General features: G+C 59.4%; 16 protein-coding genes. 10 read left to right on the forward strand and 6 right to left on the reverse strand.

The window, feature by feature from the left end:
- Positions 1–29 precede the first annotated feature (29 nt).
- The 6 genes from D0851_RS01235 to D0851_RS01260 are packed head-to-tail and all read right to left on the reverse strand — an operon-like array spanning position 30 to position 6,274.
- The gene (locus D0851_RS01235) at positions 30–899 is read right to left on the reverse strand and encodes a hypothetical protein (protein WP_162893656.1); all 870 of its coding nucleotides are present in this window, start codon (positions 897–899) and stop codon (positions 30–32) included.
- Positions 900–909: 10 nt separating this feature from the next.
- Complete coding sequence (locus D0851_RS01240; RefSeq protein WP_117616997.1) at positions 910–3,681, reverse strand: hypothetical protein; 2,772 nt, start codon at positions 3,679–3,681, stop codon at positions 910–912.
- On the reverse strand, positions 3,678–4,271 hold the full coding sequence (locus D0851_RS01245; protein WP_205422249.1) for a condensin complex protein MksE: 594 nt from the start codon (positions 4,269–4,271) through the stop codon (positions 3,678–3,680). The genes D0851_RS01240 and D0851_RS01245 overlap by 4 nt, the downstream gene beginning before the upstream one ends.
- A gap of 31 nt (positions 4,272–4,302) precedes the next feature.
- Positions 4,303–5,598, reverse strand: a complete 1,296-nt coding sequence (locus tag D0851_RS01250) for a hypothetical protein (protein ID WP_117616998.1) — start codon at positions 5,596–5,598, stop codon at positions 4,303–4,305.
- 5 nt (positions 5,599–5,603) lie between these two features.
- Positions 5,604–6,038: a type II toxin-antitoxin system VapC family toxin gene (locus D0851_RS01255; RefSeq protein ID WP_117616999.1), complete on the reverse strand. Its 435-nt coding sequence runs from the start codon at positions 6,036–6,038 to the stop codon at positions 5,604–5,606.
- Positions 6,038–6,274: a type II toxin-antitoxin system Phd/YefM family antitoxin gene (locus tag D0851_RS01260; protein WP_117617000.1), complete on the reverse strand. Its 237-nt coding sequence runs from the start codon at positions 6,272–6,274 to the stop codon at positions 6,038–6,040. The genes D0851_RS01255 and D0851_RS01260 overlap by 1 nt, the downstream gene beginning before the upstream one ends.
- Before the next feature lie 158 nt (positions 6,275–6,432).
- Between D0851_RS01260 and D0851_RS01265 the strand changes: the two genes are divergently transcribed.
- The 10 genes from D0851_RS01265 (at position 6,433) to D0851_RS01310 (ending at position 16,212) form a co-directional block, all read left to right on the forward strand.
- Positions 6,433–7,233, forward strand: a complete 801-nt coding sequence (locus D0851_RS01265; RefSeq protein ID WP_117617001.1) for an SDR family NAD(P)-dependent oxidoreductase — start codon at positions 6,433–6,435, stop codon at positions 7,231–7,233.
- Between the two features lie 10 nt (positions 7,234–7,243).
- Positions 7,244–8,449 carry an acyl-CoA dehydrogenase family protein gene (locus D0851_RS01270; RefSeq protein WP_117617002.1) on the forward strand — a complete coding sequence of 402 codons (1,206 nt, stop codon included), beginning with the start codon at positions 7,244–7,246 and terminating at the stop codon, positions 8,447–8,449.
- Positions 8,449–9,474, forward strand: a complete 1,026-nt coding sequence (locus D0851_RS01275; RefSeq protein WP_117617003.1) for a phosphotransferase family protein — start codon at positions 8,449–8,451, stop codon at positions 9,472–9,474. The genes D0851_RS01270 and D0851_RS01275 overlap by 1 nt, the downstream gene beginning before the upstream one ends.
- The gene (locus D0851_RS01280; RefSeq protein WP_117617004.1) at positions 9,471–9,836 is read left to right on the forward strand and encodes a DUF6285 domain-containing protein; all 366 of its coding nucleotides are present in this window, start codon (positions 9,471–9,473) and stop codon (positions 9,834–9,836) included. Before D0851_RS01275 ends, D0851_RS01280 begins: the two co-directional genes overlap by 4 nt.
- 3 nt (positions 9,837–9,839) lie before the next feature.
- Positions 9,840–11,453 carry a long-chain-fatty-acid--CoA ligase gene (locus D0851_RS01285; protein ID WP_117617005.1) on the forward strand — a complete coding sequence of 538 codons (1,614 nt, stop codon included), beginning with the start codon at positions 9,840–9,842 and terminating at the stop codon, positions 11,451–11,453.
- Positions 11,454–11,617: 164 nt separating this feature from the next.
- Positions 11,618–12,841 carry an ABC transporter substrate-binding protein gene (locus tag D0851_RS01290; protein WP_117617006.1) on the forward strand — a complete coding sequence of 408 codons (1,224 nt, stop codon included), beginning with the start codon at positions 11,618–11,620 and terminating at the stop codon, positions 12,839–12,841.
- A 77-nt stretch (positions 12,842–12,918) separates the two neighbouring features.
- Positions 12,919–13,788, forward strand: a complete 870-nt coding sequence (locus tag D0851_RS01295) for a branched-chain amino acid ABC transporter permease (protein ID WP_117617007.1) — start codon at positions 12,919–12,921, stop codon at positions 13,786–13,788.
- Entirely contained in the window at positions 13,785–14,732 is a 948-nt protein-coding gene (locus tag D0851_RS01300) for a branched-chain amino acid ABC transporter permease (RefSeq protein WP_117617008.1), read from the forward strand. Before D0851_RS01295 ends, D0851_RS01300 begins: the two co-directional genes overlap by 4 nt.
- The gene (locus D0851_RS01305; protein WP_117617009.1) at positions 14,729–15,511 is read left to right on the forward strand and encodes an ABC transporter ATP-binding protein; all 783 of its coding nucleotides are present in this window, start codon (positions 14,729–14,731) and stop codon (positions 15,509–15,511) included. The genes D0851_RS01300 and D0851_RS01305 overlap by 4 nt, the downstream gene beginning before the upstream one ends.
- The gene (locus tag D0851_RS01310; protein ID WP_117617010.1) at positions 15,508–16,212 is read left to right on the forward strand and encodes an ABC transporter ATP-binding protein; all 705 of its coding nucleotides are present in this window, start codon (positions 15,508–15,510) and stop codon (positions 16,210–16,212) included. The genes D0851_RS01305 and D0851_RS01310 overlap by 4 nt, the downstream gene beginning before the upstream one ends.
- Positions 16,213–16,254 lie beyond the last annotated feature (42 nt).

Genomic DNA, 16,254 nt, shown 5'->3' on the forward strand with positions numbered 1-16,254 from the left:
TTTGTTCTCTCACCCGAAAAATACCCGGATTAAACCAAAAACACGGCCTCCTGCTCCAGCGCTTTTCCGCTGAGCTTCAGGGCTTTCAGAAGCTCCAGAACCTCTTCCGGTTCCTTGTCCGGATCCAACCTCTGCTCGGCACTGGCCACATATTTAAGATTTTTTCGCCACACGTCAGAATCGCCGTAGCGTTCCAGTTTCCGCTTCCAGTCAGGCATTAGCCACAGTTCGACGTTTTCGCCCATTGCCTGGCGCAGACGGGCATAATTCTGAAGCCCGACGCCATCGTAGTCGGGAAAGAAAAGAATCCTCGGGCTTCGGCTTCTCGCAACTAACCAGGTGATCAGCCGGTTGCTGATCTGGCCCTGATAAAAGAGTACGGATCCATTCAGGTCCTCGGGTACCCAACTGGTGTCGTCCAGCAGGGCCTGGTTTTCCACCAACCACAAGGGGTTGCCCGAGGTCAGCGAGGTATCCGCCTGGCTGATATCGATGGCCAGGGCTCCTGCCAGGGAGGATAGGGCCCAGAGATTGAGGGATTTGCTGTCGCAACTCCAGGTCACTCCAGGGGCCGTTGCTTTCAGTAGCCGGTAGGAAGCCTCGTGAGTATTCTTCCGACCTTTCGTGGATCGGGTAAGCGCCAGGTTCTTTGCACGAACCGGGAGATTCTCGTCAACCGATTCGGCATCAGGTCGTAACTCTCGAAGATTCTGCCTAAACACCGTCGGGTTGGTGACACGATAGACGGTGCCGTTTCCCTGGCGCACCCTGGTTACGCAGGCGGTCGTGCGGAGGAAGTCATCAAGTACTCGTTTTTGGGAAGGAGTGAACCGCGAGCCCACGCACTCTCCACCAGAATCCTCTAGCTTGATCAATGCTTCTCTCAGGGATCTGTTCATGGGTGGGAACTCACGCCTCAACAGCCTCTAACGGTTGCAGGATCTGCCAGTGTTTGCGGCTGATGTGGTTCATACCGTTGCTCCTCTGCTGAATAGGCACGCAGTAGTGGGCCGTGATCAACGGTGAAGGTGAGGCAAAGATCAGCGCGAAACCAAATTCGGAAGCGGTCTTGATCAGGCTCTTCTGGTTCGCCGCGTCCAGGGCCAGGGCTTCGTCCAGGTAGCACAACGCCTGGATCTGACGGGTCTTGTCCTGCATCAGGTACAGCATGGCCAGTCCGGTAACCAGTTTGGCCATGAGCACGGTTCCGTTGGAGGCCGCGCTGTCGATATCGTCAAAGCTCTCAGGGTCCTGGTTTTCCTTTCCCAGCTCGAATGTCAGTCGGAACAGGTCGGCCACCTTCAGGCCGTGGCGGGCGCTGCCCTCGTCAATCAATAACTGGCGGGCCTGGTCCAGCTGCCGGTCGTCGAGCACACTGGTTTGATTGAACAACTCAAAGGACTCACCGGATTCTACCTTTTCCGCAGTCTGTATCAGCAGATCAATGGCGTCCACCAGGTGGCTTTCGTGAACCGGCTGGATGCGGAACACCTTGAGATCTGACAGCCTTCTGCGGCTGATTAACCGATTGAATTCATGCATGGCATTTTCAAAGGACTGCAGGTTGCCCCGAAGATCCCGGAGACTGGCCGTCACGGTGACCACGGCGCTGCGGGCTTTCTTTTCCAGTGCTTCTGCTTCCCGGGCGAGGTGATGGCGAAATTCAACCATCAGCCGGATTTCCTCCTCCGTGCTCGGGGCATACTGGAACTTGGTCAGTCCGCCGCTGTGGAGCGTGATGCGCAGGTGGTGGAGGTCCCGGTCCAGGTCTTTCAGTCGCTGGCAGTCCCGCTGGTATTCCCGCAACGTTTCGGCCAACCGGTCGAGGGGTAACTCGGGGTCGCCCACCCAGGGAGTGTGGGGCAGGTCTTCCAGCCAGTTAAATTGCTCGTCTGTATCACCCCGGTTCTGGCGGATGCGATCTATCTCCTGATGCGCGGCCTCCAGCTTTTGCTTTTGGTTCGCCAATGTCTGGAGCTGATCTCTCAGGGCTTGTTGTCGGACGCTGGCCTGTTTCTGGGCATGGTCAATCTCAGTCAGTTCCCGGTTGGCTGCGCCCATTTCCTTTCGTCGGTCCGGGTGAGTGTTTTGAAGGCGTTTCAACTCATCAAACTGTTCCAGGCCCTTTTCCAGATTCTTTGCTTCCTGCTCAAGCTCCAGCTTGCGCTTCCGTTGGCTATCGAGCTCCCGGGCCGCAGCCTGCTGTTCCTCCAGCGCCTGGAGCCGGGCCTGGCATTCTTCGGTCAGGCGCGCAATCTCCTCAGCTGACCGTTGCTCATGTTGCGGCAACTGGTTCTGGAGGGACAGGTTCAGGCCTGGTAGCAGCAACCTGTCCTCCGGCATGCTCTGTAGCCAATGGTGAAGTTCAGCGGAGTCCAGTTGATACTCCCGAGGGGACAGGGTGAGCAGTTGGCGGTTAAGACTTCTGTTGAGAACGTTGAGCCCTTCTTCAGAGACGTGTTGCTTCAGGGTCAGATAAAGGTTGTCTGATAGCGTCTCCTGCTCCTTGCTCAGTGCCGACAGCTCCTTTTTCTCCCGCTGGATCTGACGTTCGAGAGCTGCGCCGGACTGACTGTCGGCGCCGGCCAGAAGGGCAATCTGGCGGTCACGGTTCTGGATGGCGGTGGTCAGCTGCTGCTCAAGCTGAGCCCGGGCAGTGACCAGGGCAAACTGGTTCTCCAGCTCCGCAAGGCGCGTTTCTTCGGCCTTCAGGGTTTGCAGCCTCTGATTAAGTTCAAGCTGGCGCCGGGTCTGCTCCCGGTCTTTTGCCAGCAGTTCTGCTTCCTCTCGCTCCAGTTTCTGGTGCTGGTCCTGAAGGCTCTGGCCCTGGGTGTGGTAATGGTTTTGCCAGCGCTCCAGACCATCATCGATCAGCGGGCGCCGGGCAATGATCCGACCCCGTATGGTGAGTCGTTCTTCCTGAAGTTTTTCCAGGTCGTCAATGAGCCCTTGCTGGTTGCGGGCGGCATTGTATTGCTCCCGGTCCTGGTTCACTTCTGCGAAGGCTTTGTCCCACTCCTGTTTGAAGTCCACGACGGAGTCCGGCAACTGGCGGCTGAAGATTTGCAACAGATGCCGTTTCACTTCGGCGGAACTCAGTTTGTCCAACCGCAGGGTTCGGGTGAGCACTTGCCGATAGGCACTGGCGTCGTTGCGGTTCTCCAGCCGGAACACGGTAAAGTCGGAACTGGTCTGTCCGCGCTTGCGGGCGCCGCCGTAGACCATTTCGGCGAAGTCCGTGGATGAGTAGAAGTTGGCCGTTCGCCCATGGTGGGCAAGCTGCTCCAATAGCCGGGGTTGTGTCACCAGCTTGCCGTTTTCCAGGCGGTACTCTTCGATATCCAAAGGCCCCCGGTAGGCAAAATACTCATAGTCGTGGCTGAAGCCTTTGCCTACGCAGCCCAGTACCACGGAACCGGATTCCGGCAGGGTGACCTCCAGCAGGATATAGCTGCTGTTGGAGGGGAAGTAGAATCGCCGGGCCTTATCCTTGTCATGAGCACCAAAGTCCAGGTGCCGCTTGTCGATGATCAGCAGGTATTGCAGGGCGTTGATCAGGCTGGTTTTGCCGGTGTTGTTCGGGGCGATGAGAGAGACGGACTCATCCAGGGGAAGCTCTGCCCGTTCGTACCCGGCACTGTTGAGGAGCACCAGTTGCTGGAAACCGTAATCTGAGCTCATGGGGTATCATCCTCGTCATCCTGATCGCCAGCCCAGGACACATCCTCGGCCTGATCCACCTGGCTGGCCAGTTCTTCGTAATGGTCCAGGTAGCGACACACCGCCGGCAGCAATTGCCAGGCTCCGGAATCGAAACGGGCAAAGCCGAAGTTTTCGGCGGTTTTCATTAACCCTGACAAACCGGGTAGATCCAGCTCCTCCGCATCCAGCAGGTCCTGATGTTGCTCGTAAACAGTGGTTAGCAGAGTCTGATCAATGCGCCAGTGCCCGAATTTCATCAGCGGTATGCCCGCATCCGCCTGAGTGTCGAAAAGGACCATGAACAACAGGGCCAACTGGCGCGTGGCCTTGTTGGTTGTCGCGCTGCCTTCGTCCTGATGGAACCAGGCAAACCCACGTCCATCGAGACGAAGTTCGTGTCCCAACGCCGTAAAGATGGCCTGATAGTCGTTGATATTGCGTTCAAGCTCTTCCCATAACGCCGGTTCCGCGAGGCGGTTCAGGTGGCGGCCCCGGCTGAACCACCGGAAAAGCTGGGCCAGGCTCGGCAGGTTATCCGCGATCTGATTGAATTGGCTCGTATTATCCACAGTTGCTACTCACAGTTGTCACTCACGGATCTCACTTAGAGGGCTCGCTTAAAGGATCATTGGCTTCTGGATCGGGCTGGACCAGGCGGTAGGGCCAGTAAAGGACAGAAACCTTTGAAAGGCTTGTAGTTGTGGGCTCTGCCTCCAATTGTGTTTCCCATTGATCCTCCCTCGCAAGGTCATGATAAAGTCTCAGGAGGACCTGGTCAGGCAGGGAGGGGTAGTGTTGCCGCAGCCATTCCAGCAGGTTGTAAACCGGAAGCCCGGTCAACAATTGTTGTCGGAGCTGGTCTTCGTCAATCCACTCCGCAATGGCCACGGGCGCTGCATCCACTTCGTCCGGGAAGGCCTGTTCATTGGGCTCAAAATTCCTGGCCTCGGCCATGATGGTTTTCACCTGGTCCCCCACGGACACACTGCGGCTCTGGTGCACACGCCAGACCGGCAACCAGGGTTGACCCTGCCGCTTCCGAAACGCCCGGTTGAGGCCCTTTTTTCGGACCTGGCCCAGCAGGCGGCTTATGGCGGAGGACAGATTGTTATGCTGGCGTGCTTCCTCCCGAAGGGGCAACAGAATGTCGGCACACTGCTGGGCCGTGACTCGCCCCAGCCGGCGCAATTCCTTTGCCTGGTAACCAACGTGCCTGAGACGGTTCAGGTGGCTGTACAGTGCACCCTTGGTTACCAGACGGTTGTAGCCAAGGTCGAGAGCCTCTTCCGCCGCTGCCAGATGATGATAGAAAATGCCTGAAGGGCCGGAATCCATCATCGCGTTCATCGGCTCAACATACTGGTCATAGGCATCGAGCACGGACTTGTAGCGCCTGGCAATGGGGGCCCGGGTATCGGATGACTTGGCCTGTTCGGCCAACTCCGCGATGGCGTGGCGGTCCTGCTCCAGTTGGCGGGCAATGTCTCTGAACAGGGTGGAGAGCCGATTAATTGCAGAGGTTTGCTGGCCGGTATCACCCGCCTCTATGCCGGAGGTGAGCGTTTCTGTCGCGCCACGAATGGCCTCAATGCGTGCCTGGATGACCGAAGACAGCCCCAGTTCGTGTTCATGAGTCAAACCACGCACAAATTCCAACACGTGGGCATTCACCACAAAGCGTTCAGAGCGACTCTGAACCTCCAGCACGCCACTGGCAAAAAGTTTGCGCAGGGCATCACCGACTTGATTGTCATCCAGTGCCGGCTGGGCCTGTCGAATCGCTGCAAGGATCTGCTCTTCGGAGAACGCCGGCATATCCCGGGTGGCCCTGACCAAGGATTCAACGGTTTCCCAGTGCTCAAAAAGTGTGCGGGTGAGATGTTTAGGACTCGCCATGGTACTCAGACGCTCTTTGAAGCAAGGCTGGCGTCGATGCCAAAGAAAATGGCTGCGTTCACAAGCGCCTCGTCTTCGCTGATTAAACGGGCCTGGTGATGTTCCGCGCAGGCCAGGTGAAGCGCATCCAACGTCCTCAGGCTCGTCTTCCTTGTTCCAATCCAGTGGCTCGCTCGTTGATAGTGGGTCGTTTCAATGGGGCAAAGGGTGAAGCGGCCATGACTTACATCGTCATGGAACGCACTTTCGATACGGTTCGCCTGAGGCTCACTGAGTTCCCCCATTCGAACCCAACGGGCCAGTGCGCTTGCAACCTCAACTTCTGTCAGATGACTGATAAGAACAGGCCTGGTCTGTGACTCAAGCAAAGCCTGAACCTGATCGCTGGTGCGTTCCTGGCGGTAATAGGGCAGAACGGCGCTGGTGTCAAAGTAAACCATCAATAACGCTCATCGTCTCTGAGCTGCCGCACCGCCCGAGCGGAACTTTCCCGGGAGGGGGGCAATGAGGCCCTGAGTTCTGACCGGTTCGGAAACTGAATTTTTTCTGGCAGGGCTGCGGTCAGGCGCGCAGCAGGTTTGCCATGGCGAAGGATAACAATCTCTTCTCCGGCGGCCACGGCGTCCAATAGATTTGAGAGTTTTTCCCGGGTTTCCCGGACATTGATTGTCTGCATAACCTTTACCCCATTTGTGTACACAATAAGTGTACTCCTGATCGGGGTTTGGTCGCAATTTAACGCCCCGGGGTATTTTCGGTTTCCGGGTCCCGGTTCGATCTGAAACTTGAATAATTCGAGCGCTCGTTCTATTTTTATATTCCGGAGGTCGAAATATGAACAATTCCAATAACACGAACCCTGGCAACACAAACTGGTCCCTGCGCGTGGACGGCAAGACTGCACTGGTTACCGGTGCGGCAGGCGGCCTGGGCCACAGCTTTACCCGATGCCTGCTGGAGGCCGGTGCAACGGTCATTGTCAGTGGCCGCCGCCGCGAGGCACTGGAGTCCCTCAAGGTTGAATTTCCCGAGCATGCTGATCGGGTCCATGTTGTCACCATGGATGTCACCGACGAGGCAAGCGTCACTGAAGCGTTCGACACCATGGCCGATGACATTGCCATCCCCGATGTCGTGGTTTCCAATGCTGGCGTGGCGACCAGCAAGAAGGCACTGAACCTGACCGGTTCGGACTGGGACCGGGTGATTGACACCAATCTCAAGGGCTGCTGGCTGGTCAGCAACGAAGCGGCACGCCGCCTCTCGGCAATCAACCGGGGCGGCAGCATCATCATGATTTCTTCCATTCTTGGCCATCGCGTGGCCGGCAACGTGGCGCCTTATGCCGCCGCAAAGGCCGGCGTTGAGCAGCTGACCCGTGCCCTTGCGCTCGAATGGGCCCGTTACGGTATCCGCGTCAACGCGCTGGCACCGGGGTACATTGAAACCGACCTGAACCGTGATTTCTTCGCCAGTGAACCCGGTCAGAAAATGATCCGTCGCATTCCCCAGCGTCGCCTGGGGCAGGCCGATGATCTCTCCGGTCCGTTGCTGCTTCTGGCTTCAGGGCTTTCCGACTACATGACCGGCAGCACCCTTGTGGTTGATGGCGGTCATCTTCAATCCTCACTGTAAGGAGTGGGCTGTGGACTTCAATCTGAACGCCAGGAACGAGTCTTACCGAAAACGCATCCGGGATTTTGTGGAACAGGAACTGTTGCCGCTGGAGCAGAACCCGGAGGCCTACGATGAGCATGAGAACATTGCGCACGACCATCTCGAGAAGATGCGCGCCAAGGCAAAACAGCAGGGCCTGTGGTGCCTGCAGATTCCTGGGCATCTGGGCGGCCAGGGGCTTGATGTCTCCGGTATGGCGGCCTGTTACGAGGAAATGAACCGCTCGATTTTCGGGCCGGTGGTGTTCAATTCCTCGGCACCGGACGACGGCAACATGATCGTGCTGGCGAAGGTGGCGACCGAGGCCCAGCAGGAGCGCTGGCTCAAACCCATCGTGGAGGGCAAGGTACGGTCTTCGTTTGCCATGACCGAACCGCCCCCCGGCTGCGGCTCGGATCCCGGCATGATGCAGACTACCGCCACGCGCAAGGGCGACCGGTGGGTCATCCACGGCCACAAGCACTATATTACCGGCGCCGCCGAAGCGTCCCATTTCATCTTGATTGCCCGGACTTCCGACGATACCCGCAAGGGCCTGAGCGCTTTCATGTTCCACAAGGATGATCCGGGCTGGGAGATCGTCCGGCGGATTCCGATCATGGGGCCGGAAGAGCACGGCGGTCATTGCGAGCTCCGGTTCGATGGCCTGGAAATTTCGGATGAGAACCGGCTGATGGAGGTCGGTGACGGCCTCAAGGTCACCCAGATCCGCCTGGGCACGGCCCGTCTGACCCACTGCATGCGCTGGCTCGGCCTGGCCCGTCGCTCCCTGGAGATTGCCACCGAGTATGTCGATACCCGGGAATCCTTCGGTCAGACCCTGGCCCAGCGCGAGGGCGTGCAGTGGCTGCTGGGCGAGGCCGCGATGGAGATCCAGATCGGCCGGCTATTGACCATGCACGCTGCCTGGAAGCTGGACCAGGGTGACTTCGCCCGCAAGGAAGTTTCCATGGCCAAGGTCGCGGTGGCCGACACCCTGCACAAGGCGGTGGACACGGCCATTCAGCTGTGCGGTGCCCGGGGTTATTCCAAGGATACCCCGCTGGAGTGGATCTACCGTTATGCCCGCCAGGCGCGGTTGGTGGATGGGGCCTCGGAAATACACAAGATGGTGTTCTCGAAGACCCTGCTGGCGGAGCGTACGGACTTCTGGCACTGGGGAGTGAAGGCCTGATGTCTGCGCTTGCCGACACCTTCAGCGCATTCATTGCCCGGCAAACCGGTGCCCGGAGTGCCCGGGTTATCGATTTCGACAAGCTCTCCGGGGGCGCCATCCAGGACAACTTCGGGTTGACCCTGGAGCTGGAGGGCGGCAGCCGGCCGGGGCGGCAGGAATTTGTGGTCCGGCAGGACGCCCCCTCCGGGGTGTCGGAGAGCCTGTCCAGGCCTGAGGAATTCCAGGTTCTGCAGGCGGCGTTTCAGGCCGGGGTTACCGCTCCGGAGCCGCTCTGGCTGTGCGAGGATACTGAGGTCAGTGGGCGGGTGTTCTATGTCATGACCCGGGCTTCGGGCAGCGCCTCACCGCGCAAGCTTGTCAAAGCGGATTTCACCAAAGAGCAGCGCCGGAACATCGTGCGCAGGCTGGGTGCCGAGCTCGCCAGGCTACACACAGTGAGGCCACCGCAGGAGTCGCTGGAGTTTCTGGCACTGCCGGATCCGGACAATCCGGCCCTGAGTCGGGTCGCGCTGTATCGCCGCTATCTGAAAGAGATCGGTGAGCCCCATCCGGTGCTGGAGTGGGCGCTGAACTGGCTGGAGGACCGTGCGCCGGAACCGGGCCCGACGGTGCTGTGCCACTGTGATTTCCGGACCGGCAACTACATGATGGACGGTGACGAGCTGACCGCTGTCCTGGACTGGGAATTCGCCGCCTGGAGCGATCCCTGTGAAGATCTGGGCTGGCTCTGTTGCCGCAGCTGGCGATTTGGGGCGGATGACCGGGAAGTTGGTGGCGTCGGAGCCAAACAGGATCTTCTGGACGGTTACCGGGAAGCAAGCGGAACCGACCTTGACCCGGCGGCGGTGAGTTACTGGGAAGTCATGGCCCTGGTGCGCTGGGCGATGATCGCGTTGCAGCAGGCGCGCAGGCACATGTCCGGTGAACAGCGTTCGCTGGAACTGGCACTGACCGGCCGCATGGTGGCCCAGATGGAATCCGACCTGCTGAACCAGATTCAGGAACTGGAGGATGGGCAATGATCAACCAACCGGAAACCCGGGATTTGCTCACCGAGGCCCGCCAGGTGTTGCTGGATTCAGTGGCCCCGGAGCTGACGGGAGAGCGCAAATACCAGGCGCTGATGGTAGCCAATGCCATGGGTATGGCAATCCGGGAGCTTGAGCAGCGCGAGCAGGGCCAACCGGAGCAAACCGACCGAACCGTCCGGGCATTCCTGGCGGAGCGGTCCCTCAAAGCTACCGCCGGTGAGGCTGAGGCCGCCCTTGCCCGGGCCGTTCGAGAGCGTCACCTCGATGGCGCCGATCCGGCCGTGCGATCGGTGCTCCGGAACCTCACGGAGGCCCGGTTGCGGATCAACAACCCCGGCTATCTGAAACGGTGAACCATGAACAAGTACAACAACCTCGACAAGACAGCCGCCAACCACTCCGCGCTGACACCACTGAGTCTGCTCCAGCGCTCGGCACGGATCTTCCCGGACAAGCGGGCAGTCATCGATGATGACCGGATACTGTCCTACCGGCAGCTCTACCAGCGTTGTCGCCAGATGGGCGATGCGCTTCGTCGCCGCGGCATCAACCCCGGCGACACGGTGGCCATCCTCTGCCCGAACAGTCATGAGATGCTGGAGTCCCACTACTCGGTGCCGATGGCCGGGGCGGTGCTCAATTCGATCAATATCCGCCTGGACTCGGCCACGATAGCCTTTGTCCTGGCCCATGGCGAAGCCCGGGTGCTGTTCTACGACACCCAGTGGGAGAACGAGATCCGGGCCGCTATTGCCGAGCTGGAGGTGCCGCCGCTGCTGGTGGCCATCGAGCGCAAGGCGGGGGCGAGCGAGGGCCTGGCAGACCTGGGCTACGAGCACCTGCTGACGGAGGGCGATCCGGAGGCCTCCTGGCAACGGCCCGCCGATGAATGGGACGCCATTACCCTGAATTACACCTCAGGCACCACCGGCAATCCCAAGGGTGTGGTCTACCACCATCGCGGCGCCTACCTGGCGGCCATGACCAACGCCATGGTGTTCGACATGACCGCCGAGACCGTCTACCTGTGGACCCTGCCGATGTTCCACTGCAACGGCTGGGCCTACACCTGGGCGATCACGGCGGTGGGCGGCACCCACGTCTGCCTGCGGGAGGTGGACGCCATGGAAATCTACCGCCGGATCGAGGACTACGGTGTGACCCACATGTGCGGCGCGCCGGTAGTGATGAACATGTTGCTGCAGGACCTGGGACGCGAAGGCCTGACACTGTCCCGGCCCGCCCACTTTGCCCTGGGTGGCGCGGCGCCCCCCAGCAGCGTGATCCATAAGGCGGAGGACATTGGCTTCCAGGTTACTCACCTTTATGGCCTGACGGAGACATTCGGCCCTTCGGCACTGTGTGTGCTCCAGCCGGAATGGCAGCAGCTGCCGTTGGAGGAACGGGCAGTGAAAATGTCCCGCCAGGGTGTTCCCACCCATGGTCTGGACGAGGTCGCGGTGCTGGATATGGACAGTGGGGAACCGCTGCCTGCCGATGGCAACACCATGGGCGAGATCTGTATCCGCGGCAATACCGTGATGAAGGGCTACCTGAAGAATGCGGAAGCCACGGAGAAGGCGTTCAGGGACGGCTGGTTTCATACCGGTGACCTGGCCGTCATGCACCCGGATCACTATGTGGAAATCCGGGATCGTGCCAAGGATGTCATCATTTCCGGTGGCGAGAACATCTCCAGCCTGGAGGTGGAAGAGGTTCTTTACCGGCACCCGAAGGTCTCCGAGGCGGCGGTGGTGGCAATGGCCGACGAAAAGTGGGGCGAAGTACCCTGTGCCTTTGTCAATCCGGTCGACGACGGCGAGGCACCCACCCCCGAGGAGATTATTGCCTTTTGCCGGGAGCGCATGGCGCACTTCAAGGCACCGCGGAAGGTGGTGCTTGGTGAATTGCCCAAGACCGCCACCGGCAAGATCCGCAAAAACATTCTCCGGGACTCTCTGTCACGATGACCGGGCTGTCACGATGACCGGGCTGTCCCGATGATTAGGCTGACCATGGTCGGCGGGAGGTTGCGATAGCGAAAACAACGCATTCACAGCGACGAAAACCGGGCCTGATTCAACGGGTCTGCAAGTTCCAGTGACAACAAAGACAAGAACACAGGAGCATTATCATGAAAATAACGAGCATCAGGAAACTCCTGGTTGCGATGACCGCAGCCGCTACGCTGGGTACCGCCGGTACCAGTTATGCCGAGGATCCGATCCGGATCGGGGGCATCTACATTCTCTCCGGCAGTGCCGCCACCTACGGTGAGTTTGCCCAGAAGGGCATCAACCTTGCGGTGGACGAAATCAACGCTTCGGGCGGCATCCTGGGTCGCCAGGTCGAAATGGTCTATGAGGACAGCCAGGGCAAGGCATCGGTAGCCATTCAGGCAGCCCGGAAACTGGTTTACTCCGAGGGTGTTGACGCCCTGGTGGGTCTGGACAGCTCGGGTGTTGCCCAGGGTATGGTTCCGACCATGCCAGAGCTGCAGAAGCCGCTGATCATTACCCACGCCGCCACGCCGGATGTCACCGGCAGTCTGTGTAATCCGTTTACCTACCGCATCAGTGTGAACGTGGCCCAGAACATGAAGGCTGCCGCCCTGGTGGCCGCGGAAACCGATGCCACCAACTGGACCACCATCGGTCCGGACTACGCCTTCGGCCACCAGTCCTGGGAGTTCTTCGGTAACTACCTCAAGGACATCAAGCCGGAAGTGAACCTGATGTCGGAGACCAACTTTCCGCGCTTCGGGGCCGAGGACTTCACCCCATTCATTGACCGTGTAATGGACTCCGACGCCGAGGGTGTGCTCATCTCCGTCTGGGGTGGTGACCTGGTCAACTTTATCCGCCAGGCCAATACCCGTGGGTTCTTCGAAAAGGACCTGGAGGTGATGTTTACCGTCGGGGCGGCTACAGAAGTACTGTCCGCCCTGGGTGAGGAAATGCCAGAGGGTGTGCATCTGTCCACGCGTTACTGGTATGAGGCCTATGACAACGCGGTGAACGATCGCTTCGTCAAGGCGTACATCGACGCCTACGGCACTCCCCCGAGCTACAACGCCGAGGGCGCCTATGCGGCTATCTATGCCTATAAAAAGGCCATGGAAACAGCCGGTACCACCGAAGGTCCTGCCGTCGCCAAGGCACTCAGCGGCATGAGCCTGGAGGCGCCGAACGGCACGGTGACTTTCCGTGAGGGTGATCACCAGGCGATGGTCAGTCCGAACTGGGGTGTTTCCGGCCCCATGCATCCGGAGCACGGCATCCGCACGCTGACCAACCTGCGGATCTTTGACGGCGAAAAAGTAGCCCGCACTATCGAAGAGACCGGTTGCAAGCTCTGATCTGATTGTTGTTCTTACGCTTGCCGTGGCGTCCTCCGGGGCGCTACGGAACCGGCCCTAACCTAATGAGGTAATCCATGTCTGGCATCGGAGCGGCGTTGCTGAATAGTCTCGATATCGGGCTGCTGCTGTTTATCATCGCAGTGGGCCTGAATATCGTGTTCGGTGTGCTGAACATCATCAACTTTGCCCATGGGGCACTTTACATGCTGGGGGCCTACCTGGCCTTCACCCTGATCAATATTGCAGGCATGCCCTTCTGGGTGGCCCTGATACTGGCTCCGATGGGTGTCGCCATCCTGGCGGTGATCATCGACCGGGTCCTGTTGCGCTTCATCTATTCCCGGGACGTGGCAGACAGCCTGCTACTGACCTTCGCCATCCTGCTGATCATCAACGAGAGTGTGCGGATGATCTGGGGTAGTGGTATTCATGTGGTCCAGCCGCCGCAGCTGCTTTCCGGTTCGGTGCAACTGTTGGGCAGTTCCGTTGCCACCTACAGCCTGTTTGTGATTGTCGTCGGCCTGCTGTTGCTGGCCGGGCTGTGGTACCTGTTCAACCGCACCCGCGTCGGCCGCGTCATGCGGGCAGCCGCACTGGACCGGGACATGGCCGAGGCCCTGTGCATCAACACCCGGATGGTGGTGACCGGCGTCTTTGCCTTTGGCGCCTGGCTGGCCGCCGTCGGCGGTGTGATGGCCGCACCCATGCGTGCACTGGATCCCGGCATGGGGGACAAGATCATTATCGAATCGTTCATTGTGGTGGTGATTGGCGGTCTGGGTAGCTTCCCGGGTGCCTTGCTCGGCGCCATCATCCTGGGCCTGATTCACGGCTTCGGTGGCCGCTACCTGCCGGAAGTGAACCTGCTGTTGCCGTTTGTAGGCATGGCACTGGTTCTGTTGTTCAAGCCAAACGGCATTATGGGCAAGGGGGCAGCCGCATGAAGACCAAGGTTCTGATGGCCATTCTGGCTGTGGTGATCGCGGGGCTGATTGCGGTGCCCTGGATCGCTTCCTATTTCTATGTTTTTATTTTTACCGAGATCCTGATCCTGGGTTTGTTCGCGGCCAGCTTCAACCTGATTTTCGGCTATACCGGCATGCTGAGCTTCGGGCATGCCGCCTTCTTTGGTATCGGCTCTTACGCCACGGCACTGGTACTGATCCATCTGGAGTGGCCGTTCCTGGCCTGCCTGCTGGTTTCCATGGGGGCATCCGCGCTGCTGGCGCTGGTCATCGGCTTCCTGAGCGTCCGGCTCAACGAGGTGTACTTTGCCATGCTCACCCTGGCCTTTGGCATGATGGTCTTTGCCATCGCCTACCAGTGGCGTTCGGTAACCAACGGCAGTGACGGCCTTGCCGGGTTTACCCTGGGTTCCTTCGGGCTCGGCCTTGATCTGACCCTGGCCAATCCGTCGGTTTATTACCACGTGGTGCTGGGGATCGTGGCTGTTGCCTCGGTGGTGCTCTACGTGATCTGTCGCAGCTCTTTCGGCATGATCCTCAGGGCCATCCGTCAGAATCCGGAACGGGTGTCCTTTGCCGGATTGAACGTACGCACCTACCGTCTGGTGGCTTTCGTTATTGCCGGCAGCTTTGCGGGCCTGGCCGGTGGCCTGATCGCACCGTTCCTGCGGGTGGCGAGCCCGGAACTTTTGCACTGGTCCATGTCCGCCGAACCGATTTTGATGGCCATCCTCGGTGGCACTGGGTATTTTCTCGGGCCCTTCGTCGGTTCCGCGGTGTTTGTGCTGCTGGAAACCTGGATCACCAGTTATACCGAATCCTGGATGCTGGTTCTGGGCATCATCCTGGCCATGATGGTGATTTTCTTCCGCAAGGGTTTGCTGGGTACTGTCATTGACTGGTGGATGGAGGTGAAGAAATGAGTAATCCAATCCTTACCATAGCTAACCTGACCAAGCGTTTTGGCGGAGTCACTGCGGTATCTGGAATTAACCTGGAGGTCATGCCGAAGGAAACCATTGCCATTATCGGCCCCAACGGTGCCGGCAAGACAACCTTCTACAACATGGTTTCCGGCCGGATGCAGCCGACTGAAGGCAAGATCATGCTGGACGGCAGGGATATCACCGGCCTGCCGCCCCACAAGATCAGCCGGCTGGGAGTATCCCGGTCGTTCCAGATCAATAACATCTTCCCGGAGATGACGGTGCAGGAGAATGTGGAGGTGGTGCTGTCGGCCTATCACGGCCACAGCCGCAAGCTGTTCAACATTGCTTCCCGCAACACCGGAATTCAGCAGGAGGCGGTCGAGTTTCTGCAGCGCCTGGGCATCGACAGCCTCAGGGACCAGCGTGCCGAAGTCATCAGTTACGGCGACAAGCGATTGCTGGAAATCGCCATGGTGCTGGCGACACAACCCAAGCTGGTACTGCTGGACGAACCCACCGCCGGGATGACCCCGGATGAAACCCGGCGCACCACCCGGCTGATCAAGAAGCTTGCGGACAGTGGTGACTACACGTTCATGATTACCGAGCACGACATGGACGTGGTTTTCAACCTGGCGGACCGGATTCTGGTCATGCACCGTGGCGAAAAGCTGTTTGCCGGTACACCCGAGGAAGTGAAGAACCATCCGGAGGTTCGTGTCGCCTACCTGGGTGAGGAAGACGACGAGGCGGTCGAGGAGGCCAATCCATGATTCTTGATGTTCGCAATATCCAGACGTTCTACGGTGAGAGTCAGGCGCTCCAGGGTGTTACCCTTCAGCTCGAAGCCGGTGAGACGGTTTGCATCCTTGGCCGTAACGGTGCGGGAAAGAGCACAACCCTGAAAAGTATTATGGGGCTGACGCCGCCGCGATCCGGAGAGGTGATCTATGATGGCAAGCCGGTCCAGGGCTGGCCCGCGCACCGGATTGCCCGCGCAGGCATCGGTTATGTGCCGGAAGATCGCCGGATATTCCCCGGGCTGACGGTGCGGGACAACCTGGATGTGGCCTCCTATCAACGCAAGGGCAGTACCGCCCGCTGGACGGTGGATGGCATCCTCAAGAAGTACGAAATGCTTGGTGAGCGGGCGGACCAGGACGGTGCCACCCTGTCTGGCGGCCAGCAGCAGATGCTGGCGGTGGCGCGTTCCCTGATGATTCAGCCCAGACTGTTGCTGCTGGATGAGCCCAATGAAGGACTGGCCCCGGTTATTGTGCAGCAGATTGGTGAGCTGATTGACGACCTCAGTCAGACTACAACCATCCTGTTCACCGACCAGAGCGTGCGGTTTGCCCTCAAGCATGCCCAGCGAGCCTACATCCTGGAAAAGGGTCAGGTAGTGCATGAAGCGAGCAGTGATGAGTTGCGTGCTGATCAGGCCACCCAGGACCGGTTCCTCTCGGTGGCATAATCTGGCTTATAATCCCCGCCCGCAGGAGCAGACAGGCGTGGC

Origin of the sequence: Marinobacter sp. Arc7-DN-1, from assembly GCF_003441595.1 — a bacterium.
GTDB classification, from domain to species: Bacteria; Pseudomonadota; Gammaproteobacteria; order Pseudomonadales; family Oleiphilaceae; genus Marinobacter; species Marinobacter metalliresistant.